Genomic DNA, 22,797 nt, shown 5'->3' on the forward strand with positions numbered 1-22,797 from the left:
CCGGCGAAGGCGCCGGGGCGGGGTCGACGGTCAGTCAGGCCGGTCTCAGCCGAGCTTCTTGACCTGGGCGTCGACGACGGCCTTCGGCTGCTCGGCGGTGCCGGTCAGGCTCAGGGCCGAGAAGGTCGCGAGGGTGTTGCCCTTGCGCACGACCACGAGCTCCATGCTGAGCTTCTCGCCGTCCGCGTCGCCCACCACGGTGTAGGCGAGCGCCTCGTCACCGGCGGTGACCGCGGCACCGGGAGCCAGCTTGGTGATCTTGAGCGAGTCGCCCGCCTGGCTGCCCGTGTAGCCGCCGGTGCAGGCCGTGCCCGCCTTCTTGACGAGGGCGAAGGCCTCCTCGGCGCCCTTCCCCTCGTAGGAGGACAGGGTGACGGAGGTGGCGGTGGCGCCCAGGGCGTTCATCGCGGCCTTCAGCTTGTCCTCGGGGCTGGCGTCCGCGGCGGGCTCCTTGCCCTTGGCGACGGCCTTGGTACGGGCGGTGCCCGCGGCGGAGCCGACCGGAGCCATGGACTGCGCCTTGACCAGCGGCTGGCACTCGGGCTTGTCGCTGGTGGCGCCGGCCGCCGCCGCGGCCTCGGCCGGGGTGGCCGGCTTGACCACGTGCTCGGGCAGGTCGGCCTGGACCACGAGCAGGCCGGTCAGCTCGGCGTCCGTCTTCGCCTTGGCGGCGGGCGCGGCCGACGCCGCCGGGGCGCCGGTGGACGGCTTGGCGTCCGCCTTGGTGTCGCCCTTGTCGGCACCGCAGGCGGTGGCCAGCAGGGCCAGGGACACCGCGGACGCGGCCAGGACGGTACGACGGACAAGAGCGGTACGCACGAAAGATCTCCCCCATGGAGCACGACGAATTCAGGGCAGCACGAAGAGTTCCTCGGAGCTGCGGTGATCCACAATGTACGGGCGATTCGATCACCCGAACCGGTTTTCGCGCGGCGGCCCCGGATCGTGACCAGGGCGATACCCCCGCTGCGCCGAATCGAGACCGGCACCGGCCCGGACCCCTCGCACCCCCTCAGCACGTGACCGACCCCACCACCCACAACCGCCCCCGAGCCCCGACAATGGCGGTGTGATCACTTCGCCGCCACGAAGCAGCACGCCGGACAGCGCAACGGGGCGCAACGGCCGGGAAGGGCACCCCACGCGCCCGGCCCACCGCCGGGGCCCCGAGCCCTCGCCGTACGTCGACCTCACCCGTGCCGAGTGGAGCGCCCTGCGCGAGCGGACCCCGCTGCCGCTCACCGCCGACGAGGTCGAGCGGCTGCGCGGACTCGGCGACGTCATCGACCTCGACGAGGTCCGTGACGTGTACCTGCCGCTGTCCCGTCTCCTGAACCTGTACGTCGGCGCCACCAGCAACCTCCGGGGCACCCTCAACACCTTCCTCGGCGACGCGGGCAACGGCCACGGAGCCCAGCAGGGCACCCCCTTCGTCATAGGGGTCGCCGGCTCGGTCGCCGTGGGCAAGTCCACCGTGGCCCGTCTGCTCCAGGCCCTCCTCGCCCGCTGGCCCGAGCACCCGCGCGTGGAGCTCGTCACCACCGACGGCTTCCTCTACCCGATGAAGGAGCTCCAGCGGCGCGGACTCACCTCCCGCAAGGGCTTCCCCGAGTCCTACGACCGCCGCGCGCTCACCCGCTTCGTCGCCGACATCAAGGCCGGCAAGGACGAGGTCCGGGCCCCGGTCTACTCGCACCTGATCTACGACATCGTGCCGGGCGAGGAGCTCGTCGTACGCCGCCCGGACATCCTCATCGTCGAGGGCCTCAACGTGCTCCAGCCGGCCCTCCCCGGCAAGGACGGCCGGACCCGCGTCGGCCTCGCCGACTACTTCGACTTCAGCGTGTACGTGGACGCGCGCCCCGAGGACATCGAGCGCTGGTACCTCAACCGCTTCCGGAAGCTGCGCGAGACCGCCTTCCAGAATCCTTTCTCCTACTTCCGCAAGTACACCCAGGTCTCCGAGGAGGAGGCCATGGAGTACGCGCAGACGATGTGGCGGACCATCAACAAGCCCAACCTGCTGGAGAACGTGGCCCCCACCCGCGGCCGCGCCACCCTGGTCGTACGCAAGGGACCGGACCACAAGGTGCAGAAGCTGAGCCTGCGCAAGCTCTAGTGGCTATGGTGCGGGAATGCTGCATCTGCGGATGATCACCCCGCACCACCTCACCGAGCAGGTGGTGGCACTGATCGACCGGACGGTCGGCACCACCCATCTGGTCGTGCTGACCGGCGCCGCCCGCGACCCCGAGGGCGATCTCGTACTGTGCGACGTCGCCCGCGAGGCGGCCGACGAGCTGCTGCAGGAGATGCGCTCGCTCGGCGTCGACAAGACCGGTTCGATCGCCGTCGAGAACATCGACCTGTCGATCTCCACACGCGCCGACGACGCGGAGGAGGAAGCGCCGGGCGAGGCTGCCGACGCGGTGGTCTGGGAACAGCTCTCCGAGTCGACGCACGAGGAATCCACCCTCACGATCACCTACAGCGTCTTCATGATCGTGGCGACGATGATCGCGGCCTGCGGCGTGGTCCTGGACAACGCCATCCTGATCGTGGGCGCCATGGCGGTCGGCCCGGAGTTCGGCCCGCTCGCCGGCATATGCACGGGCCTGGTGCAGCGCCGGCCGAGGCTGGCCGGGCGCTCGCTCTTCGCGCTGGTCGTCGGCTTCACGGCGGCGATCGTGGCGACGACGGTCTTCAGTCTGGTGATGGAGGCGCTCGGCCTGTTCCACGAGGGAATGCTCGACAACCCCCGGCCGAACACCAGCTTCATCTGGCAGCCCGACCCGTTCTCCTTCGTCGTGGCGCTGCTCGCCGGCGTGGCCGGCATGCTGTCGCTGACGTCGGCCAAGGCCGGTGCGCTGGTCGGCGTGGCGATCTCCGTCACCACCGTCCCGGCGGGCGCCAACGCCGCCGTGGCGCTCAGCTACGGCGATCTCGGCCAGATGTGGGGCTCGGGCATCCAGCTGGCGGTCAACCTGGGCGGCATCGTCCTCTCGGGGACGCTCACCCTCATCGCCTGGAAAATGCTGTGGCGCACCCAGCAGGGCCGGATGATCCGGAAGCCGGGTGCGCCACGCAGGCCGAGCGGTGCGGGTTAGCCCAGCGCCGACTTCACGACGTCCGCGAGCCGGCCGGCCACCGCGCGGGCCTGCTCGATGTCGGCGGCCTCCACCATCACCCGTACGAGCGGCTCCGTACCCGACGGACGGAGCAGAACCCGCCCGGTGGTGCCCAGCTCGCGCTCGGCGTCGGCCACCGCCGCCGCCAGCTCCGCGGAGGTCCCCACTCGGGACTTGTCCACGTCGGGAACGTTGATCAGCACCTGCGGCAGCCGCTGCATGACGCCGGCCAGCTCGGCGAGGGACTTGCCGGTGGCCGCGACCCGCGCCGCCAGCAGCAGGCCGGTCAGCGTGCCGTCACCGGTCGTCGCGTGGTCGAGGATGATCACGTGGCCGGACTGCTCGCCGCCCAGCGCGTAGCCGTGCTCCTTCATCGACTCCAGCACGTACCGGTCGCCGACGCCGGTCTGTACGACCTGGATGCCCTCGCCCTCCATGGCCAGCTTGAAGCCCAGGTTGGACATCACGGTGCCGACCACGGTGTTCTCGCGCAGCTGTCCGGCCTCGCGCATGGCCAGCGCCAGCACCGCGAGGATCTGGTCGCCGTCGACCTCCGCGCCGGTGCCGTCCACGGCCAGGCAGCGGTCCGCGTCACCGTCGTGCGCGATGCCGAAGTCCGCGCCGTGCTCGACCACGGCCGCCTTGAGCAGGCCGAGATGGGTGGAGCCGCAGCCGTCGTTGATGTTCAGGCCGTTGGGCTCGGCGCCGATCGTGACGATCTCCGCGCCGGCCCGGGTGAAGGCCTCGGGCGAGACGTACGCGGCCGCGCCGTGCGCCTCGTCCAGGACGACCTTCAGGCCGTCGAGGCGGTTGGGGAGGACCCCGATGAGGTGGGCGACGTACTTGTCGAAGCCCTCGGTGTAGTCGGAGACCCGGCCGACGCCGGAGCCGGTGGGCCGGTCCCAGGGGGCGCCGGTGCGGTGCTCCTCGTAGACGGACTCGATGCGGTCCTCCAGCTCGTCGGCGAGCTTGTGGCCGCCGCGCGCGAAGAACTTGATCCCGTTGTCGGGCATGGCGTTGTGGCTGGCGGAGAGCATCACGCCGAGGTCGGCACCCAGCGCACCGGTGAGATACGCCACCGCCGGGGTGGGCAGCACACCGACGCGCAGGACGTCCACGCCCGCGCTCGCGAGGCCGGCCACGACCGCCGCCTCAAGGAATTCGCCGGAGGCCCGGGGGTCCCGGCCGACCACGGCCGTAGCGCGGTGACCCGCGAAGGTACCCGCTTCGGCCAGTACGTGGGCAGCCGCCACGGAGAGGCCGAGCGCGAGCTCCGCCGTCAGATCCGCGTTGGCGACGCCGCGTACACCGTCCGTCCCGAAGAGTCGTCCCACTGTTGTCCTCCCGAGTTTCCGCTTCGCTTTATGACCGCTTGTGACAGGTATTTGCCGCTTGTGGCGGTAAACGAACCGCCCCGGCAGCACAGAGAGTGCTGCCGGGGCGGTTTCGTTGCAGAACAGCAGGCGCAGATTAACGCTTGCTGTACTGCGGAGCCTTACGGGCCTTCTTGAGACCGGCCTTCTTGCGCTCGACCGCACGGTCGTCGCGGGAGAGGAAGCCGGCCTTCTTCAGCGCCGGGCGGTTGTTGTCCACGTCCGCCTCGTTCAGCGCACGGGCCACACCGAGGCGCAGGGCGCCGGCCTGGCCGGAGACGCCGCCACCCGCGATGCGGGCGATGATGTCGTAGCGGTTGTCCAGCTCAAGGAGCTTGAACGGCTCGTTGACTTCCTGCTGGTGCACCTTGTTGGGGAAGTAGTCCTCAAGGGTGCGACCGTTGATCTTCCACTTGCCGGTGCCCGGAACGATCCGGACGCGGGCGATGGCGTTCTTGCGACGGCCCAGGCCGGCGGCCGGCTGGGGGTCGCCGAAGCGACCGGCAAGGGACTCGGAGGTGTAGTCGCCCTCGACGACGACCTCAGACTCGCTGGTGTACTCCTCGACGTTGCCCTCGAACTCGTCGACGGGGGTCGTCTCGGCGGTGGTCTCGGCCACGATGCTCCTCAGAATTTTCTACGTCTTAGGGGGTGGCCGGAACTACTGCGCGACCTGGGTGATCTCGAACGGCACCGGCTGCTGGGCAGCGTGGGGGTGCTGGTCGCCCGAGTAGACCTTCAGCTTCGAGAGCATCTGACGGCCCAGGGTGTTCTTGGGGAGCATGCCCTTGATGGCCTTCTCGACGGCCTTCTCCGGGTTGTTCGCCAGGAGGTCGTCGTAGCGCACGGAGCGGAGACCGCCCGGGTAGCCGGAGTGGCGGTACGCCATCTTCTGCGACGCCTTGTTGCCGGACAGGTGAACCTTGTCGGCGTTGACGATGATGACGAAGTCGCCCATGTCCATGTGGGGGGCGTAAGTCGGCTTGTGCTTGCCGCGCAGGAGGGCAGCGGCCTGGGTCGCCAGACGGCCGAGGACAACGTCCTGGGCGTCGATGACGAGCCACTGGCGCGAGATGTCGCCGGGCTTGGGGCTGAACGTACGCACGCGTATGCCTTCGCTTCTTCGGTGGTGGTATCCCAAGGGCGCAAGCCCCAACGGGAAGGTCCTGACAGGGTCACCACGGACGATCACGACAGCCCTCATTCACAACGGGGACGCAACCCGTGTGAACTGCTGGTCATCGGTCCGGTGGACCGGCGCAAGGCCCTTTCACGTGAGAATGAGAAAGCCAATACGCATAACAAACCAGCAGGATACCCAAGCAGACCCGTACGGGTCAAAACGCGGTCCGCGATGCCGATTCTGCTGGCGTCGCGGCGCACTCCGGTTCGGTCCTGGGTGGGGACCCCGCAGTTGTTACAGGCTCCAGAGTAACCCGACCGGAGCGCAGCGCACGACGCGCCAGCAGGATCGCGAGCCCGCACAGGGTGGCGCAGTCCTTGAACGCGCGCCGTTTGCGCTCCAGCTCCGACGGCCACGGAATCCCCGCCACCTGCGGCCCCAGGGCCGCCCAGAACCAGGGCGAGCGGGGCATCGAGCCCGGCCGCACCGCCGAGGCCAGCAGCAGCGGCAGCACCACCAGGAGGTAGTGGTCGAAGGACGGCCGCGAGACCAGGAATGCGGCGAGCATCACCATGCAGGCCGTCTCCACCAGCCGCAGCTCGCCGTCGTCACCCCCTTCACCTCCGACGGAGTCCGGCCGCCGCCACCGGGTCCATGCCGCCCACAGTCCGGCCCCGGCCCCCGCGAAGGCGGCCAGCACCGCCAGCGGCGCCGGCACACCCAGCCGCGGCAGCACCGCGATCGGCGAGGCGTCCCACGGCAGCGCGTACGCGTCCTGCCCCTGGAGCAGGAACGGCAGGGTCTTGGTGAAGAACAGCGACGGGCTCGGCATCAGCAGCGCGCCGGCCAGCGAGATCCCCAGCGGCACCAGTACGGCGGCGGCCAGCCCCCGCCACCGCCGGGCGACCAAGAAGACCAGCCCCATCGGCACCAGCATCGGCTTGCAGGCGATGGCCAGCCCCACCACCAGCCCGGCCGCCCCCCAGTGCCGCCGGTGCGCGAGCAGCAGCGCCACCGGCAGCGCGGCCGCCGAGATGGCCGTCCAGTTGCCGATCAGCACGAGGTTGACGTACGGCTTGTAGGCGAGGGCGAGGACCGGGAAGCCGACCACCGCGAAGCGCGAGCGCAGCGGCACCGAGAACAGCCGCAGCGCCGCCAGCCAGCCCGCGCCCAGCAGCGCCGACATCGCGACCGGCAGGGTCCACCTGAGGACCACCTGCGGCAGCAGCGCCTCCGGCACCGCCATCAGCACGGCACTGGGCAGGTACAGGAAGCGCTTGTCCTCGTACGGGGACCCGCCCGCCAGCAGCGTTTCCGCGGCCTTGACCACGAAGGCGTTGTCCGAGCCCCAGTTCTGCCGCAGGCTCGTGGAGACGGCGATCCCCAGCAGCACCGCGAGCGAGAGGAGCTGCCAGGGCCGTGAGGCGGGCCGCAGCAGCCACTCGATCAGCCGGTTGCCGGCGGCCGCGCTTCCGGGGGGCCGGGCCCCGGCGTTCTGGGTCTCCCACTTCATCAGCCAGATGCTAGGCCGCAGCCCCACGGCGACTTCCCCTCACTCCGGCCGAGGGGGTGGTCTCCCCCCTTAGCGCTTGCGTTCGACTCTACGTTCGTCCCAGACGGGTTCCTGAGTCTCCCGCACAACACCGTCCGAACCGAAGACCAGGTAACGGTCAAATGTGCGCGCGAACCAACGGTCGTGCGTGACACACAGCACAGTGCCCTCGTAGGCCTCCAGCCCGTCCTGGAGCGCCTCCGCGGATTCCAGGTCCAGGTTGTCCGTCGGCTCGTCCAGCAGCAGCGCCGTGGTGCCCGCCAGCTCCAGCAGCAGGATCTGGAAACGCGCCTGCTGGCCGCCCGACAGCTTCTCGAACGGCTGGTCGCCCTGGCGCTCCAGCTCGTAGCGGCGCAGCACCGCCATCGCCGCGCCCAGGGGCTTGGCGGCCTCCGTCCACAGGATGTCGACGAGCGTGCGCCCGAACAGCTCGGGGTGGGCATGGGTCTGCGCGAAATGCCCGGGAACCACCCGCGCGCCCAGCTTCCACGTGCCCGTGTGCTTGACGTCCTCGCCCGCCATCAGCCGCAGGAAGTGCGACTTCCCGGAACCGTTCGAGCCGAGGACCGCGACCCGCTCGCCGTAGAAGACCTCCAGCGAGAAGGGCTTCATCAGCCCCGTGAGCTCCAGGTTCTCGACGGTCAGCGCGCGTACGCCGGTACGCCCGCCCTTGAGCCGCATCCGGATGTCCTGCTCGCGCGGCGGCTCGGGCGGCGGGCCGGCCTCCTCGAACTTCTGGAAGCGGGTCTGCATCGCCTTGTAGCGCGAGGCCATGTCGGGGCTGGACGCCGCCTGGTTGCGCAGTCGCAGGACCAGGGCCTTCAGGCGGGCGTGCTCCTCGTCCCAGCGCCGCTTGAGCTCCTCGAAGCGGGCGAAGCGCTCCTTGCGGGCCTGGTGGTACGTGCCGAAGCCCGCGCCGTGCACCCACACGTCCGTGCCCATCGGGCTCGGCTCCAGGCTGATGATCTTCTCGGCGGCCGTGGACAGCAGCTCCCGGTCGTGCGACACGAACAGCACGGTCTTGCGGGTGGCCTTCAGCTGGTCCTCCAGCCACCGCTTGCCCGGGACGTCGAGGTAGTTGTCCGGCTCGTCGAGCAGCAGCACCTCGTCGGGCCCGCGCAGCAGCGCCTCCAGGACGAGCCTCTTCTGCTCACCGCCCGACAGCGTGCGCACCTCGCGGAACTGCGCCGAGTCGTACGGGACCGCCAGTGCGGCCATGGTGCAGACGTCCCACAGGGTCTCCGCCTCGTAGCCCTGCACGTCGGCCCAGTCGCTGAGCGCCTGCGCGTACGCCATCTGCGCGGCCTCGTCGTCGACGGTCAGGATCAGCTGCTCGGCCCGGTCCACGGCCTTCGCGGCTTCCCGGATCCGCGGCTGCGCCACTGATACCAGCAGGTCCCGTACGGTCGTCTCGTCGCGCACGGAGCCGACGAACTGCGACATCACGCCGAGCCCGCCACTGACGGTGACCCCGCCGCCGTGCGGCTGGAGCTCCCCGGAGATCAGCTTCAGCAGGGTGGTCTTGCCTGCCCCGTTCGCCCCTACGAGGGCGACCACCGCCCCCTCCCCCACCCGGAAGGAGACGTCAGGGAGCAGTACCCGCCCGTCGGGAAGGTAGTACTCCAGGTGGCTGGCTTCGAGATGTCCCATGCCGGGCATTGTCCAGGTCCGGCCCCGATCCACCCAAACTGATTAGCAGCAGCCCGCCCCGGGGAGGGTCCGCACGTTGCGCGCTTCCTTGCTGCGGGCGGCCAGAAGCTCGTCGGCCGGGTAGCCGACCTCTTCCAGGGTCAGCCCGTGCGGCTTGACCACGTGCACCGAGGAGTCCCGTACGGCCGCTTCCAGCACCTTGCCGGGCCAGTCGGTCGGCCGGTGGCCGTCACCCACGTGCAGCAGGGCCCCCACCAGCGAGCGGACCATGTTGTGGCAGAAGGCGTCGGCGCGGACGGTCGCGGTGACGATCCCGTCGTCGCCGCGCTCCCAGCTGAGCTGCTGGAGCGTACGGATGGTCGTGGCGCCCTCGCGCTTCCTGCAGTACGCGGCGAAGTCGTGCTCGCCGAGCAGCGGGGCGGCGGCCTCGTTCATGGCGTCCACGTCGAGGGGCCACTGGTGCCACAGCACGTGGCCGCGGCGCAGCGGGTCGACGCCGCCCTGGTGGTCGCCGACACGGTAGGCGTAGCGGCGCCAGATGGCCGAGAAGCGCGCGTTGAAGCCCTGCGGGGCCTCGGCGACCTTCCACACCCGTACGTCGTGCGGCAGCCGGCCCGCGAGGCGGCGCAGCAGCTTGTCGTGGTGCTCGGCCCAGACCTCCTCGGCCAGGTCGAACTGAGCGACCTGTCCGCGGGCGTGCACACCCGCGTCCGTACGCCCGGCCACGGTCAGCTCGACGGGCTCGGACAGCCGCATCACGGTCTGCAGGGCCGACTCCAGCTCACCCTGGACGGTCCGCAGCACGCGCTGCTTCGCCCAGCCGGAGAAGTCCTTGCCGTCATAGCTCAGGTCCAGCCGCACCCGGACGTGCCCGGGCTCCACCTCGTCACTCACGTGACAGATCCTCTCAGGCGGGTCTTTTCATAAACGGAGAACGGGCCCACCCCCGGAAGGGGCGGGCCCGTTCAAAGCCGATCAAGCAAGCTCGATCCCGTAGCGGGATCAGGCCTCCTTGGTCTCCTCGGCGGGGGTCTCGGTGGCCTCGGCCTTGGCCTCCGCCTCCTTGACCGCACGCTTGGTGGCGGCCTCGGCCTCACCGGTGGCCTGCTGGGCGACCGTAAGGGCCTCGACCAGCTCGATCACGGCCATCGGGGCGTTGTCGCCACGACGGTTGCCGATCTTGGTGATGCGCGTGTAACCACCGGGGCGGTTCTCGTAGCGCGGGGCGATCTCGGTGAACAGCGTGTGCACGATGCTCTTGTCCGTGATCGTCTGCAGCACCAGGCGACGGTTGTGGATGTCGCCCTTCTTGGCCTTGGTGACCAGACGCTCGGCGTAGGGACGCAGGCGACGGGCCTTGGCCTCGGTGGTGGTGATGCGGCCGTGCTCGAAGAGCGCCTTCGCGAGGTTCGCGAGAAGGTGCTTCTCGTGCGCGGCAGAGCCGCCCAGACGGGCACCCTTTGCGGGACGCGGCATGGTGTTACTCCTTCATATCTGCACCGGCCGTGTCAGGTACCGGTGTCAGTTCCCCCGAGGCGGACGCCGCGGGAAAGATCTACGGGTGCTGCTTAGTACTGCTCGGTCTCGACGAAACCGGCGTCCGCGTCGTCGTCGGCGCCGAAGGCGTCGGCGGCGGCGGTCGGGTCGAATCCGGGCGGGCTGTCCTTGAGGGCCAGGCCCATGCCGGCCAGCTTCGCCTTGACCTCGTCGATCGACTTCGCACCGAAGTTGCGGATGTCGAGCAGGTCGGCCTCGGACCGCGCCACGAGCTCACCCACGGAGTGGATGCCCTCGCGCTTGAGGCAGTTGTACGAGCGGACCGTGAGCTCGAGCTCCTCGATCGGCAGCGCCAGGTCGGCGGCCAGGGCGGCGTCCGTGGGGGACGGGCCCATGTCGATGCCCTCGGCGTCGATGTTGAGCTCGCGCGCCAGACCGAACAGCTCGACCAGGGTCTTACCGGCGGACGCCATGGCGTCCCGCGGGCGCATGGCCTGCTTGGTCTCGACGTCGACGATCAGCTTGTCGAAGTCGGTGCGCTGCTCGACTCGGGTCGCCTCGACCTTGTAGGTGACCTTGAGGACCGGGCTGTAGATGGAGTCGACCGGGATGCGGCCGATCTCCTGGCCCAGCTGCTTGTTCTGGACGGCGGAGACGTAGCCGCGACCGCGCTCGACGGTCAGCTCCATCTCCAGCTTGCCCTTGCCGTTGAGCGTGGCGAGCACCAGGTCCGGGTTGTGCACCTCGACACCGGCCGGGGGCGCGATGTCGGCAGCGGTGACCAGGCCGGGACCCTGCTTGCGCAGGTACATCACGACCGGCTCGTCGTGCTCCGAGGAGACGACCAGCTGCTTGATGTTGAGGATGATGTCGGTGACGTCTTCCTTGACACCCGGCACGGTGGTGAACTCGTGCAGGACGCCGTCCACGCGGATGCTGGTGACAGCGGCACCCGGGATCGAGGACAGGAGCGTACGGCGCAGGGAGTTACCGAGGGTGTAGCCGAAGCCCGGCTCCAGCGGCTCGATCACGAAGCGCGAGCGGTACTCGTCTACGACCTCTTCGGTCAGCGAAGGACGCTGAGCGATAAGCATGTCTGTGTTCCTTCATTCGTGGACGCCCACTATTTGACGCCCGACGGGATGCCGTACCGGAGTACGGCTACTGCAAGGGTACGGGCGGTACGTCCCCCGAAGGGGTCGTACCGCCCGGACACTCAAGAACGCACAGGTGCGTCCGCTGCGTCAGACGCGGCGGCGCTTCGGCGGGCGGCAGCCGTTGTGCGGGGTGGGGGTGACGTCCTGGATCGAGCCGACCTCGAGGCCGGTGGCCTGGAGGGAGCGGATCGCGGTCTCGCGGCCGGAGCCCGGACCCTTGACGAAGACGTCAACCTTGCGCATGCCGTGCTCCTGCGCGCGGCGGGCGGCCGACTCGGCGGCCATCTGCGCGGCGAAGGGGGTGGACTTGCGCGAGCCCTTGAAGCCGACGTGGCCGGCGGAGGCCCAGGAGATCACGTTGCCCGAGGGGTCGGTGATCGAAACGATGGTGTTGTTGAACGTGCTCTTGATGTGGGCGTGCCCGTGAGCGACGTTCTTCTTTTCCTTGCGGCGCACCTTCTTGGCAGCGCCCTGACGACCCTTGGGGGGCATCTAAATCTCCTACGGGAGGTGGTCGGTCCTACAGCGCAAGACCGCTGAACAGGACTACTTCTTGCCCGGCTTCTTCTTACCGGCGATCGCGCGACGCGGGCCCTTGCGGGTACGCGCGTTCGTGCTGGTGCGCTGACCGTGCACCGGCAGGCCACGACGGTGGCGGATGCCCTGGTAGCACTGGATCTCGATCTTGCGGCGGATGTCGCCCTGGATCTCGCGGCGGAGGTCACCCTCGGTACGGAGGTTGGCGTCCACGTACTCGCGGATCTTGACGAGGTCCTCTTCGGCCAGGTCACGAACGCGGGTGTTCGGGTTCACGCCGGTGGAGGCGAGGATCTCCTTGGACCGGGTGCGCCCGATACCGAAGACGTAGGTGAGTGCGATCTCCACACGCTTTTCGCGCGGGATGTCAACACCGGAAACGCGTGCCACAAATGGCTCCTGTGTGTTCGGGGGTCTTCCGCAGAACCACTCCCGACCGCCGACCACCCGAAATGGGTGATGGTACGTCCGGGTCCCCGGCCCCCGCCGGAGGTACCGCCGGCCCCGGAAAGGGCTGGGCGGATTCTGCGTATGTACGTTTTCTTACGTCGCGCGAAGAACTGCGTAAGGCAGGTCGGTCGGCGTGCGTCAGCCCTGGCGCTGCTTGTGGCGCAGGTTGTCGCAGATGACCATGACCCGGCCGTGACGGCGGATCACCTTGCACTTGTCGCAGATCTTCTTGACGCTCGGCTTGACCTTCATGTTGGTGAGGTTCTCCGGGTCAGTGCCACCACCCGCGCCGGGACAAGACGCCCAGGCAGGAGTGAGGACAAGATCTACTTGTATCGGTAGACGATCCGGCCACGCGTCAGGTCGTACGGAGACAGCTCCACGACGACCCGGTCATCCGGGAGGATGCGGATGTAGTGCATGCGCATCTTGCCGCTGATGTGCGCGAGGACCTTGTGACCGTTCTGCAGTTCCACCTTGAACATCGCGTTCGGGAGGGACTCGATCACGGTGCCCTCGATCTCGATGGCACCTTGCTTCTTGGCCACGCTTCGCCCTTCGAATCGGCTACCTTGATCGGCCTCGCGCGCCATGCAGGCATGGAAGTGCACGAGAGCCGACGAGTCAGTCTACGTCAGGGCACCCAGAAAGACGAATCCGGAAAGTTTGCCCCAGAGTGTAGATCATTAAGCGAGGGGGTCCGGGGCCGTGGTGACCCCGTATTCCGCCAGCTTCGCCTTGCCGCAGTCCGGGCTGGTCAGGACGATGGGACCGTCCTCGGTCAGGGCGATGGAGTGCTCCCAGTGCGAGGACCAGGTGCCGTCCGTCGTGATGACCGTCCAGTCGTCCGCCAGGACTTCGGTCTGGGCCGTGCCCAGGGAGACCATGGGCTCGATCGCCAGGCAGACGCCCGGGACCAGCTTGATCCCCTTGCCCCGCTTTCGCGAGACGTAGTTCAGCAGGTGGGGGTCCATGTGCATCTCGGACCCGATGCCGTGGCCGCCGTAGTCCTCGATGATCCCGAACTTGCCGAGGCTGTGCTCACCCGTGGCCGGACGCGGCTGGCGCTTGATGTACCCCTCGATCGCCTTCGAGATGTCCACGAGGCGGTTGCCGAGCTTCATGGCGGCGATACCGGCCCACATGGACTCCTCGGTCACCCGGGAGAGCTCCACGAGCTCAGGGGCGTGCCCAGTGCCCACGAAGGCGGTGTACGCCGCGTCCCCGTGCCAGCCGTCGACGATCGCGCCGGCGTCGATCGAGATGATGTCGCCGTCCTTGAGGACGGTCTTGTCGTCCGGGATGCCGTGGACGACGACCTCGTTCACCGAGGTGCAGATGGTCGCGGGGAAGCCGCCGTAGCCGAGGAAGTTCGACTTGGCCCCGGCGTCCGCGATGACCTTGCGGGCCACCATGTCCAGATCCCGCGTCGTGGCGCCCGGAACGGCCGCCTCACGGGTCGCCGCGTGGATCGCGGCGACGACCAGCCCTGCCTCGCGCATCTTCGCGATCTGCTCGGGGGTCTTGATCTGGACCATGAAACGTACCTTCCGGCTTCGAAACGAGTCTTCTCAACACTACGGCCGCGATGCCCTGGGGACACCGCGGCCGTACCTGCACAACAAGGGGTGACTACTTCTGCAGCGCTTCCATCGCGCGCTTCGTGACGTCCGCGACCTCACCGAGGGCGGGGATGGTCACGAGCAGGCCCTGGGCCTTGTAGTAGTCGATGATCGGCTCGGTCTGCGTGTGGTAGACCTCCAGCCGGTTGCGGACGGTGTCCTCCGAGTCGTCGCCGCGCTGGTACAGCTCGCCGCCGCAGGTGTCGCAGACACCCTCGGCCTTCGGCGGGGCGTACGTGACGTGGAAGACGTGCGCGGAGTCGTTGCGGCAGATCCGCCGGCCGGCGATCCGCTTGACGACCTCGTCCTCCTCGACCTCCAGGTCGAGGACGGCGTCGAGCTTCATGGCCGCGGCCTGGAGCATCTCGTCGAGCGCCTCGGCCTGCGAGACGTTGCGCGGGAAGCCGTCGAGCAGGAAGCCGTTCACCGCGTCCGCCTGCTCCATGCGGTCCTTGGCCATACCGATGGTGATCTCGTCGGGGACGAGGTCACCGGCATCCATGAACGCCTTGGCGCGCAAGCCGAGCTCGGTGTTCTGGCTGATGTTGGCCCGGAACAGGTCGCCCGTGGAGATGTGCGGGATCGACAGGTTCTTCGCAAGGAACGCAGCCTGCGTTCCCTTGCCCGCACCGGGCGGTCCAACGAGGACGATTCGCATCAGCGGAGGAACCCTTCGTAATTACGCTGCTGGAGCTGGCTCTCGATCTGCTTCACGGTTTCCAGACCCACACCCACGATGATCAGGATGCTCGTCCCGCCGAACGGGAAGTTCTGGTTCGCTCCGAAGCCCGCCAACGCCATCGTCGGCACAAGAGCGATGAGACCCAGGTACAGCGACCCCGGCCAGGTGATCCGGTTGAGTACGTAGCTCAAGTACTCGGCGGTAGGTCGACCGGCGCGGATACCCGGGATGAACCCACCATACTTCTTCATGTTGTCTGCAACTTCCTCGGGGTTGAACGAAATCGCCACGTAGAAGAACGCGAAGAAGACGATCAGGAGGAAGTACGCCGCGATGTAGTACGGGTGGTCACCCTTGACGAAGTGCTTCTGGATCCAAGTGGCCCAGCCCGCCTGGGATCCGCTGAACTGGACGATCAGCGCCGGGATGTACAGCAGCGACGAGGCGAAGATGACGGGAATGACACCCGCCTGGTTCACCTTCAGCGGGATGTAGGTCGAGGTGCCGCCGTACGCGCGGCGGCCGATCATGCGCTTCGCGTACTGGACCGGGATCCGGCGCTGCGCCTGCTCGACGAAGACCACCAGGGCGACCATCACCAGGCCGACGATGATGACCACGCCGAACTCGACCCAGCCGTCCGCGATCTTGCCCTGGAGCTTGATGGCCCAGAGGGCGCCGATGAAGCCCGCGGCGATCGAGATGAACATGAGGATCGACATGCCGTTGCCGATGCCGCGGTCGGTGATGAGCTCACCGAGCCACATGACGACGCAGGTGCCGGCGGTCATGGTGATCACCATGACGATCGTGGTGAAGATCGACCGGTCCGGGACGATCTCGCGGCCGACCGGGCAGGTCCCGAAAAGGGCACCCGTACGGGCGGTGGCGACAAGGCCGGTGCCCTGCAGGATCGCGAGGGCGACCGTCAAATAGCGCGTGTACTGAGTGATCTTCGCCGTGCCGGACTGTCCCTCTTTTTTGAGGTTCTCCAGCTTCGGGATGACCACGGTCAGCAGCTGCAGGATGATGCTCGCCGTGATGTACGGCATGATGCCGAGCGCGAAGATCGTGATCTGCAGCAGCGCACCGCCGCTGAACATGTTGACGAGACCGAACAGCCCGTTGCTGCTGCCTGCCTGGTCAACACAGATCTGTACGTTCTTGTAGCTCACGCCGGGTACCGGGATGTGGGACCCGAGCCGGAACAGCACGATGATGCCGAGCGTGAAGAGCAGCTTCTTGCGCAGGTCGGGCGTCTTGAACGCCCGGGCGAACGCGGTGAGCACGGTGCCTCCTGCGACCCCCGCGCTACTGCGTCAGAGGTGACGGTCTGAGGGATCGACGTATACGACAAAGCAAAGGTGCACGCCACCTTACCGGCGAGTGTGCCTCCCGTGGAACGACCAACCGGGGATGCCCCATATGTGAGGCATCCCCGGTCGGGTTTCGAGCTATTTAGCCACTGATTTCGTCTTAGACGAGCTCGGTGACCGTGCCGCCGGCAGCGGCAATCTTCTCCTTGGCGGAGGCGGAGACGGCGTCAACCGAAACCTGCAGCGCCACGGAGAGCTCGCCCTGGCCCAGGACCTTGACGAGGCTGTTCTTGCGAACCGCGCCCTTGGCGACCAGGTCGGCCACCGTGACTTCTCCACCCTCGGGGTAGAGAGCGCCGAGCTTGTCCAGGTTGACAACCTGGAACTCGGTGCGGAACGGGTTCTTGAAGCCCTTGAGCTTCGGCAGGCGCATGTGGAGGGGCATCTGCCCACCCTCGAAGCGCTGCGGGATCTGGTAGCGGGCCTTCTGGCCCTTCGTACCACGACCGGCCGTCTTACCCTTCGACGCCTCACCACGACCGACACGGGTCTTCGCGGTCTTGGCGCCGGGGGCGGGACGGAGGTTGTGGGCCTTCAGCGGGCTGTTCTCAGCCATGTTAGTCAACCTCCTCAACCGTCACGAGGTGGCGGACGGTGTGAACCATTCCGCGGAACTCGGGGCGGTCCTCCTTGACGACCACGTCGTTCAGGCGCTTGAGCCCGAGCGAACGCAGAGTGTCGCGGTGGTTCTGCTTGCTGCCGATGTACGACTTCGTCTGCGTGATCTTGAGGCGAGCCATTACGCACCCGCCCCAGCACGCGCACGAAGCAGAGCCGCGGGGGCGACGTCCTCGAGGGGCAGACCACGGCGAGCCGCGATCTCCTCGGGACGCTGCAGGCCCTGGAGGGCCGCCACGGTCGCGTGCACGATGTTGATCGCGTTGTCGGAGCCCAGGGACTTCGACAGGATGTCGTGAACGCCGGCGCACTCCAGAACGGCGCGCACCGGGCCACCGGCGATAACACCGGTACCGGGGGAAGCAGGCTTCAGCAGGACGACGCCCGCAGCCTTCTCACCCTGGATCGGGTGCGGGATGGTGCCCTGGATGCGCGGAACCTTGAAGAAGTTCTTCTTGGCTTCCTCGACACCCTTGGCAATGGCCGCGGGAACTTCCTTGGCCTTGCCGTAACCGACACCTACGGTGCCGTCACCGTCGCCCACCACGACCAGCGCGGTGAAGCTGAAGCGGCGACCACCCTTGACAACCTTGGCGACGCGGTTGATCGCGACAACGCGCTCAACGTAAGCGGTCTTCTCGGCGGCAGGGCCACCGTCGCGACCCTTCCGGTCCCGCCGCTCGCCGCCACCGGCACCGCTTCCGCGGCGCTGGGGTCCAGCCATTGGATTACCTCTCTCTGTTACGTCCGTGAGTCCCGGAACCGGGGCTTAGAACTTCAGCCCGGCTTCGCGGGCGGCGTCAGCCAGAGCGGCAATGCGCCCGGCGTATCGGTTGCCACCGCGGTCGAACACGACGGTCTCGACACCCGCAGCCTTGGCACGCTCGGCGACGAGCGCGCCGACAGCCTGGGCCTGGGCGCTCTTGTCGCCTTCGCCACCGCGGATCGAAGCGTCCAGGGTCGACGCGGACGCCAGGGTGTGACCCTGGAGGTCGTCGATGACCTGAGCAACGATGTTGCGGTTGGAACGCGTCACGACGAGGCGCGGACGCTCCGCCGTACCCGAGACGTTCTTGCGGATGCGGATGTGGCGGCGAGCCTTGGCAGCGCGCTTGTACGCGTCGCCCTTGGCGATCTTCACACCGTATGCCATGGCTACTTACCAGCCTTTCCGACCTTGCGGCGGATGACCTCGCCGGCGTACTTGACACCCTTGGCCTTGTACGGGTCGGGCTTCCGCAGCTTGCGGATGTTGGCGGCGACCTCGCCGACCTTCTGCTTGTCGATGCCCTCGACCGAGAACTTGGTCGGCGACTCGACCTTGAAGGAGATGCCCTCGGGCGCCTCCACCAGGATCGGGTGGCTGTAGCCGAGCTGGAACTCCAGGTTGGAGCCCTTCGCGGCCACGCGGTAACCGACACCGCTGATCTCGAGAGCCTTGACGTACCCCGTGGTCACACCGGTGATCATGTTCGCCACCAGCGTGCGGGACAGGCCGTGCAGGGCCTTGTTCTGACGCTCGTCGTTCGGGCGGGTGACGTTCAGAACGCCGTCCTCACCCTTGACGACTGCGATGGGCGCCTTAACGGTGTGCGTGAGGGAACCCTTGGGGCCCTTCACGGCAACCGTGCTGCCATCGATGGTGACGTCCACACCGGCGGGAACCTGGATGGGGAGCTTGCCGATTCGCGACATTGCTTTTCCTCCGTTCCCGACTACCAGACGTAGGCGAGGACTTCCCCACCTACGCCCTTCTTGCCTGCCTGCTGGCCGGTCAGGAGACCGTGGGACGTGGAGATGATCGCCACGCCCAGGCCACCGAGGACCTTCGGCAGGTTGGTGGACTTCGCGTACACGCGCAGACCGGGCTTCGAGATCCGCTTGATGCCCGCGATGGAGCGCTCACGGTTCGGCCCGAACTTCAGCTCGAGGACGAGGTTCTTGCCGACCTCGGCGTCCTCGACCTTCCAGCCGGTGATGAAACCCTCCTGCTTGAGGATCTCTGCGATGTGCGACTTGATCTTGCTGTGCGGCATCACGACGGTGTCGTGGTACGCCGAGTTAGCGTTACGCAGACGGGTCAGCATGTCTGCGATCGGGTCAGTCATGGTCATGAAGTGGCCTTCGGCCTCTCTCGCCGGGGTTTCCTGTATGCGCCATCCCTCTCCCCGCTCAGTGGCGGGACGGGTGCGGTGCGGGGACCTACGGCGTAGTAAGTCGTTATGGGCGGCGGACGCCCAACCACACAAGCCTAAGGCATGCGGGGCCGGGCAGCCGCCGTCCAGATGCTTACCGAGAGTGCCTGGTACTTCCCAAGTCCTTGCGGACCAGGGGGATTTACCAGGAGCTCTTGGTCACGCCCGGCAGCTCGCCACGGTGAGCCATCTCACGAAGGCAGACGCGGCACAGGCCGAACTTGCGGTACACGGAGTGGGGACGACCGCAGCGCTGGCAGCGGGTGTACGCACGCACACCGAACTTGGGCTTGCGGGCAGCCTTCGCGATGAGAGCCTTCTTCGCCATCTCGCTTACGCCTCCTTGAAGGGGAAGCCGAGGTGACGAAGGAGCGCGCGGCCCTCAGCGTCGTTGGTCGCCGTGGTGACCACGGTGATGTCCATACCCCGGGTACGGTCGATCTTGTCCTGGTCGATCTCGTGGAACATGACCTGCTCCGTGAGACCGAAGGTGTAGTTGCCACGGCCGTCGAACTGCTTCGGCGACAGACCACGGAAGTCACGGATACGCGGAAGCGCGAGCGACAGCGTACGGTCCAGGAACTCCCACATGCGGTCACCGCGGAGGGTGACGTGGCAGCCGATCGGCTGACCCTCACGCAGCTTGAACTGCGCGATGGACTTGCGGGCCTTCGTGACGGCCGGCTTCTGACCGGTGATCGTCGTCAGGTCCTTGATGGCGCCGTCGATCAGCTTGGAGTCGCGGGCGGCGTCGCCCACACCCATGTTGACCACGATCTTCACGAGGCCGGGGATCTGCATGACGTTCTCGTAGGAGAACTCCTCACGCAGCTTGCCCGCGATGTCCTCGCGGTACTTCGTCTTGAGACGCGGAGTGGTAGCCATCAGATGTCCTCACCCGTCCGCTTGGCAACGCGGATCTTGTTGCCCTCGTCGTCGAAGCGGAAACCGACGCGGGTAACGACCTTCTGGCCGTCCTTCTCCACAACCAGCTGAACGTTGCTGACGTGGATCGGCGCCTCGGTGATCACGATGCCACCGGTCTGCGAGCCACCAGCGGTCTGGCCGGCCTTGGTGTGCTTCTTGACCCGGTTGACACCCTCGACGAGGACGCGGTTCTCAGCGGGGAAGGCAACGATGACCTTGCCCTGCTTGCCCTTGTCCTTACCGGTGATGACCTGAACCAGGTCGCCCTTCTTGATCTTCATGCTTACAGCACCTCCGGCGCGAGCGAGATGATCTTCATGAACTTCTTCTCGCGCAGCTCACGGCCGACGGGGCCGAAGATACGGGTGCCGCGAGGGTCGCCGTCGTTCTTCAGAATGACGGCGGCGTTCTCGTCGAAGCGGATGTACGAGCCGTCCTGGCGGCGGCGCTCCTTGACGGTGCGAACGATGACCGCCTTGACGACGTCACCCTTCTTCACGTTGCCACCGGGGATCGCATCCTTGACGGTGGCGACGATGACGTCACCGATGCCCGCGTAGCGGCGACCGGAACCACCGAGAACACGGATGCAAAGGATCTCCTTGGCACCAGTGTTGTCGGCGACACGCAGTCGCGACTCCTGCTGGATCACGTCTATCTCCTGTTTGTCTGCCGGTTCCCGGCGGGGGCTTCACTCCGAGGAGCGAGGCCCCCACCGAGCCTGGCGGAACGAATCCGGGGGAAACCCCCCGGACGAATTACTTGGCCTTCTCGAGGATCTCGACGATGCGCCAGCGCTTGCTCGCCGACAGCGGACGCGTCTCCATGATGAGGACGCGGTCGCCGACACCGGCAGCGTTCTGCTCGTCGTGAGCCTTGAGCTTGTTCGTACGGCGGATGACCTTGCCGTACAGGGCGTGCTTGACGCGGTCCTCGACGGCGACGACGACGGTCTTGTCCATCTTGTCGCTGACGACCAGACCCTCACGGGTCTTGCGGAAACCGCGCTCGGTCTTCTCAGTCACGTTGTTCTCGCTCATCAGGCGCTCTCCACCGTCTCGATACCGAGCTCACGCTCGTGCATCAGGGTGTAGATGCGAGCGATGTCCTTACGGACGGACTTGAGCCGGCCGTTGTTCTCCAGCTGACCCGTGGCCGCCTGGAAGCGGAGCTTGAACAGCTCCTCCTTGGCCTCGCGCAGCTTGCCAACGAGCTCCTCGTTGCCGAGCTCACGCAGCTCGGACGCCTTGGTTCCCGTCGCCATCACGACTCACCTGCCTCGCGCCGAACAATCCGGCACTTCATCGGAAGCTTGTGAGCAGCGCGGGTGAGCGCCTCACGAGCAATCTTCTCGTTCGGGTAGGACAGCTCGAACATGACCCGGCCCGGGTGCACGTTGGCGATCCACCACTCGGGAGAACCCTTACCGGAACCCATGCGGGTCTCGGCAGGCTTCTTCGTCAGCGGACGGTCCGGGTAGATGTTGATCCAGACCTTGCCGCCACGCTTGATGTGGCGGGTCATCGCGATACGAGCCGCCTCGATCTGGCGGTTCGTCACGTACGCCGGGGTCAGCGCCTGGATGCCGTACTCGCCGAACGAGACCTCAGTACCGCCCTTGGCCATACCGCTGCGCTTCGGGTGGTGCTGCTTGCGGTGCTTGACCCTACGAGGGATCAGCATGTCGGTCAGGCCTCCGTTCCGGTGCTCTCGGCCGGAGCGGCGGCGGGAGCGTCGGCCTTGGGGGCCTCGGCACCAGCTGCCTGCTGCGGCTTGCGGCCACCACGGCCGCCGCGCTCGCCACCACGGCCACCACGGCCGGCGGGACGGTCGCCTGCGCCACCCGCGCCACGGGCCGGGCGGTTACCCGCACGGGCCGCAGCGTTCTCGGCGCGAACCTCGGCGATGTTCTTGACGTCGCCCTTGTAGATCCAGACCTTCACACCGATACGGCCGAAGGTGGTCTTGGCCTCGAAGAAGCCGTAGTCCACGTTCGCGCGCAGCGTGTGCAGCGGCACACGACCCTCGCGGTAGAACTCGGAGCGGGACATCTCGGCGCCGCCGAGACGGCCGCCACACTGGATCTTGATGCCCTTGGCGCCGGCCTTCATCGTGCCCTGCATGCTCTTACGCATGGCGCGACGGAAGGAGACGCGGGAGGAGAGCTGCTCGGCAACGGCCTGAGCAACCAGCTGAGCGTCGAGCTCGGGGTTCTTGACCTCGAGGATGTTCAGCTGGACCTGCTTGCCCGTGAGCTTCTCGAGGTCACCGCGGATGCGGTCGGCCTCGGCGCCACGGCGGCCGATGACGATGCCGGGACGAGCGGTGTGGATGTCCACACGCACGCGGTCACGGGTGCGCTCGATCTCAACCTTCGAGATGCCGGCGCGCTCCATGCCGGACGTCATCATCCTGCGGATGGCGACGTCTTCCTTGACGTAGTCCTTGTACAGCTTGTCGGCGTACCAACGCGACTTGAAGTCGGTGGTGATGCCGAGCCGGAACCCGTGCGGGTTTACCTTCTGGCCCATTACCGGGAACCTTCCTTGCTGCTGACGACCACGGTGATGTGGCTGGTCCGCTTGCGGATCCGGTAGGCACGGCCCTGCGCACGCGGACGGAACCGCTTCAGGGTCGGGCCCTCGTCCACGAACGCCTCGCTGATGAACAGCGAAGAAGCGTCCGGGTGGTTGTAGTTGTGTGCGGCGTTGGCAATGGCGCTGTCCAGCACCTTGCCGACCGGCACGCTCGCGGCCTGCGGGGCGAAACGCAGGACCGCCTGAGCCTCCGTGGCATCCATGCCACGGATAAGGTCCACCACTCGGCGGGCCTTCATGGGCGTGACGCGGATGTACCGCGCCTGGGCCCTGGCTTCCATGGTTGTCCCTTCGGTGTAAGTCATAGTCGTAA

33 protein-coding genes are annotated in these 22,797 nt (G+C 67.5%); 2 read left to right on the forward strand and 31 right to left on the reverse strand.

All coding sequences use genetic code 11. The features are described 5' to 3' along the window. Window positions 1-45 precede the first annotated feature (45 nt). Complete coding sequence (locus ACFYOB_RS23345; protein WP_388562359.1) at window positions 46-819, reverse strand: hypothetical protein; 774 nt, start codon at window positions 817-819, stop codon at window positions 46-48. A gap of 250 nt (window positions 820-1,069) precedes the next feature. On the opposite strand from ACFYOB_RS23345, the gene coaA reads away from it, so the two are divergent. Next, on the forward strand, window positions 1,070-2,119 hold the full coding sequence (gene coaA, locus ACFYOB_RS23350; protein WP_388562361.1) for a type I pantothenate kinase: 1,050 nt from the start codon (window positions 1,070-1,072) through the stop codon (window positions 2,117-2,119). 16 nt (window positions 2,120-2,135) lie between these two features. Continuing rightward, a complete protein-coding gene (locus ACFYOB_RS23355; protein WP_388562363.1) occupies window positions 2,136-3,107 on the forward strand; it encodes a DUF389 domain-containing protein in 972 nt (323 codons plus the stop codon). On the opposite strand, the gene glmM is transcribed toward ACFYOB_RS23355, so the two are convergent. The 30 genes from glmM to rplV form a co-directional block, all read right to left on the reverse strand. Further along, on the reverse strand, window positions 3,104-4,462 hold the full coding sequence (gene glmM, locus ACFYOB_RS23360) for a phosphoglucosamine mutase (protein ID WP_388562365.1): 1,359 nt from the start codon (window positions 4,460-4,462) through the stop codon (window positions 3,104-3,106). The two genes, ACFYOB_RS23355 and glmM, sit on opposite strands and share 4 nt — an antisense overlap. A 136-nt stretch (window positions 4,463-4,598) precedes the next feature. Further along, entirely contained in the window at window positions 4,599-5,120 is a 522-nt protein-coding gene (gene rpsI, locus ACFYOB_RS23365) for a 30S ribosomal protein S9 (RefSeq protein WP_215143970.1), read from the reverse strand. Window positions 5,121-5,162: 42 nt separating this feature from the next. After that, the gene (gene rplM, locus ACFYOB_RS23370) at window positions 5,163-5,606 is read right to left on the reverse strand and encodes a 50S ribosomal protein L13 (RefSeq protein ID WP_008739660.1); all 444 of its coding nucleotides are present in this window, start codon (window positions 5,604-5,606) and stop codon (window positions 5,163-5,165) included. A 232-nt stretch (window positions 5,607-5,838) separates the two neighbouring features. After that, entirely contained in the window at window positions 5,839-7,137 is a 1,299-nt protein-coding gene (locus ACFYOB_RS23375) for a glycosyltransferase family 87 protein (RefSeq protein WP_388562368.1), read from the reverse strand. A gap of 69 nt (window positions 7,138-7,206) precedes the next feature. Then, window positions 7,207-8,826, reverse strand: coding sequence for an ABC-F family ATP-binding cassette domain-containing protein (locus tag ACFYOB_RS23380; RefSeq protein WP_388562370.1), 1,620 nt, complete (start codon window positions 8,824-8,826; stop codon window positions 7,207-7,209). A gap of 42 nt (window positions 8,827-8,868) precedes the next feature. Beyond that, window positions 8,869-9,720, reverse strand: coding sequence for a tRNA pseudouridine(38-40) synthase TruA (truA, locus tag ACFYOB_RS23385; RefSeq protein ID WP_388562372.1), 852 nt, complete (start codon window positions 9,718-9,720; stop codon window positions 8,869-8,871). Between the two features lie 108 nt (window positions 9,721-9,828). Continuing rightward, the gene (gene rplQ / locus ACFYOB_RS23390) at window positions 9,829-10,302 is read right to left on the reverse strand and encodes a 50S ribosomal protein L17 (RefSeq protein ID WP_319733898.1); all 474 of its coding nucleotides are present in this window, start codon (window positions 10,300-10,302) and stop codon (window positions 9,829-9,831) included. A gap of 92 nt (window positions 10,303-10,394) precedes the next feature. After that, complete coding sequence (locus tag ACFYOB_RS23395; RefSeq protein WP_007265920.1) at window positions 10,395-11,417, reverse strand: DNA-directed RNA polymerase subunit alpha; 1,023 nt, start codon at window positions 11,415-11,417, stop codon at window positions 10,395-10,397. A 150-nt stretch (window positions 11,418-11,567) separates the two neighbouring features. After that, a complete protein-coding gene (gene rpsK / locus ACFYOB_RS23400) occupies window positions 11,568-11,972 on the reverse strand; it encodes a 30S ribosomal protein S11 (RefSeq protein ID WP_003956432.1) in 405 nt (134 codons plus the stop codon). Window positions 11,973-12,026: 54 nt separating this feature from the next. Next, window positions 12,027-12,407 (reverse strand): 30S ribosomal protein S13, encoded by a 381-nt coding sequence (gene rpsM / locus ACFYOB_RS23405; RefSeq protein WP_007265919.1) that lies wholly within the window; start codon window positions 12,405-12,407, stop codon window positions 12,027-12,029. Window positions 12,408-12,605: 198 nt separating this feature from the next. Further along, a complete protein-coding gene (gene rpmJ, locus ACFYOB_RS23410; protein WP_003956441.1) occupies window positions 12,606-12,719 on the reverse strand; it encodes a 50S ribosomal protein L36 in 114 nt (37 codons plus the stop codon). 74 nt (window positions 12,720-12,793) lie between these two features. After that, the gene (infA, locus tag ACFYOB_RS23415) at window positions 12,794-13,015 is read right to left on the reverse strand and encodes a translation initiation factor IF-1 (protein ID WP_003956442.1); all 222 of its coding nucleotides are present in this window, start codon (window positions 13,013-13,015) and stop codon (window positions 12,794-12,796) included. Between the two features lie 138 nt (window positions 13,016-13,153). Further along, window positions 13,154-14,005 (reverse strand): type I methionyl aminopeptidase, encoded by an 852-nt coding sequence (gene map / locus ACFYOB_RS23420; RefSeq protein ID WP_388562375.1) that lies wholly within the window; start codon window positions 14,003-14,005, stop codon window positions 13,154-13,156. Window positions 14,006-14,099: 94 nt separating this feature from the next. Next, window positions 14,100-14,747 carry an adenylate kinase gene (locus ACFYOB_RS23425; RefSeq protein ID WP_388562377.1) on the reverse strand — a complete coding sequence of 216 codons (648 nt, stop codon included), beginning with the start codon at window positions 14,745-14,747 and terminating at the stop codon, window positions 14,100-14,102. Next, on the reverse strand, window positions 14,747-16,060 hold the full coding sequence (gene secY, locus ACFYOB_RS23430; RefSeq protein ID WP_388562379.1) for a preprotein translocase subunit SecY: 1,314 nt from the start codon (window positions 16,058-16,060) through the stop codon (window positions 14,747-14,749). The genes ACFYOB_RS23425 and secY overlap by 1 nt, the downstream gene beginning before the upstream one ends. 187 nt (window positions 16,061-16,247) lie before the next feature. Further along, complete coding sequence (gene rplO, locus ACFYOB_RS23435) at window positions 16,248-16,703, reverse strand: 50S ribosomal protein L15 (RefSeq protein WP_008739693.1); 456 nt, start codon at window positions 16,701-16,703, stop codon at window positions 16,248-16,250. A 1-nt stretch (window position 16,704) separates the two neighbouring features. After that, window positions 16,705-16,887, reverse strand: a complete 183-nt coding sequence (gene rpmD, locus ACFYOB_RS23440) for a 50S ribosomal protein L30 (protein WP_005313525.1) — start codon at window positions 16,885-16,887, stop codon at window positions 16,705-16,707. Beyond that, window positions 16,887-17,489, reverse strand: a complete 603-nt coding sequence (gene rpsE, locus ACFYOB_RS23445; protein WP_030388857.1) for a 30S ribosomal protein S5 — start codon at window positions 17,487-17,489, stop codon at window positions 16,887-16,889. Before rpsE ends, rpmD begins: the two co-directional genes overlap by 1 nt. Window positions 17,490-17,534: 45 nt before the next feature. After that, complete coding sequence (gene rplR, locus ACFYOB_RS23450; protein WP_030026334.1) at window positions 17,535-17,918, reverse strand: 50S ribosomal protein L18; 384 nt, start codon at window positions 17,916-17,918, stop codon at window positions 17,535-17,537. A 2-nt stretch (window positions 17,919-17,920) separates the two neighbouring features. Beyond that, window positions 17,921-18,460 carry a 50S ribosomal protein L6 gene (rplF, locus tag ACFYOB_RS23455; RefSeq protein WP_328927161.1) on the reverse strand — a complete coding sequence of 180 codons (540 nt, stop codon included), beginning with the start codon at window positions 18,458-18,460 and terminating at the stop codon, window positions 17,921-17,923. Window positions 18,461-18,480: 20 nt separating this feature from the next. Then, on the reverse strand, window positions 18,481-18,879 hold the full coding sequence (gene rpsH / locus ACFYOB_RS23460) for a 30S ribosomal protein S8 (protein ID WP_007265911.1): 399 nt from the start codon (window positions 18,877-18,879) through the stop codon (window positions 18,481-18,483). A 223-nt stretch (window positions 18,880-19,102) separates the two neighbouring features. Further along, window positions 19,103-19,288 (reverse strand): type Z 30S ribosomal protein S14, encoded by a 186-nt coding sequence (locus ACFYOB_RS23465; RefSeq protein ID WP_003956452.1) that lies wholly within the window; start codon window positions 19,286-19,288, stop codon window positions 19,103-19,105. A gap of 5 nt (window positions 19,289-19,293) precedes the next feature. After that, the gene (gene rplE, locus ACFYOB_RS23470; protein ID WP_030008469.1) at window positions 19,294-19,845 is read right to left on the reverse strand and encodes a 50S ribosomal protein L5; all 552 of its coding nucleotides are present in this window, start codon (window positions 19,843-19,845) and stop codon (window positions 19,294-19,296) included. After that, a complete protein-coding gene (gene rplX / locus ACFYOB_RS23475; protein ID WP_073912889.1) occupies window positions 19,845-20,168 on the reverse strand; it encodes a 50S ribosomal protein L24 in 324 nt (107 codons plus the stop codon). Before rplX ends, rplE begins: the two co-directional genes overlap by 1 nt. 2 nt (window positions 20,169-20,170) lie before the next feature. After that, window positions 20,171-20,539, reverse strand: coding sequence for a 50S ribosomal protein L14 (gene rplN, locus ACFYOB_RS23480; protein WP_003956455.1), 369 nt, complete (start codon window positions 20,537-20,539; stop codon window positions 20,171-20,173). Window positions 20,540-20,645: 106 nt separating this feature from the next. Further along, window positions 20,646-20,927 (reverse strand): 30S ribosomal protein S17, encoded by a 282-nt coding sequence (gene rpsQ / locus ACFYOB_RS23485; RefSeq protein ID WP_030008467.1) that lies wholly within the window; start codon window positions 20,925-20,927, stop codon window positions 20,646-20,648. Continuing rightward, on the reverse strand, window positions 20,927-21,151 hold the full coding sequence (rpmC, locus tag ACFYOB_RS23490; protein WP_008739703.1) for a 50S ribosomal protein L29: 225 nt from the start codon (window positions 21,149-21,151) through the stop codon (window positions 20,927-20,929). The genes rpsQ and rpmC overlap by 1 nt, the downstream gene beginning before the upstream one ends. Next, window positions 21,151-21,570, reverse strand: a complete 420-nt coding sequence (gene rplP, locus ACFYOB_RS23495; protein ID WP_112447745.1) for a 50S ribosomal protein L16 — start codon at window positions 21,568-21,570, stop codon at window positions 21,151-21,153. Before rplP ends, rpmC begins: the two co-directional genes overlap by 1 nt. Before the next feature lie 5 nt (window positions 21,571-21,575). After that, window positions 21,576-22,418, reverse strand: coding sequence for a 30S ribosomal protein S3 (rpsC, locus tag ACFYOB_RS23500; protein ID WP_356811231.1), 843 nt, complete (start codon window positions 22,416-22,418; stop codon window positions 21,576-21,578). Continuing rightward, window positions 22,418-22,765: a 50S ribosomal protein L22 gene (gene rplV / locus ACFYOB_RS23505; protein ID WP_136213228.1), complete on the reverse strand. Its 348-nt coding sequence runs from the start codon at window positions 22,763-22,765 to the stop codon at window positions 22,418-22,420. Before rplV ends, rpsC begins: the two co-directional genes overlap by 1 nt. Window positions 22,766-22,797: the final 32 nt, after the last annotated feature.

The organism is Streptomyces sp. NPDC006463 (assembly GCF_042870715.1).
Classification (GTDB): Bacteria; Actinomycetota; Actinomycetes; order Streptomycetales; family Streptomycetaceae; genus Streptomyces.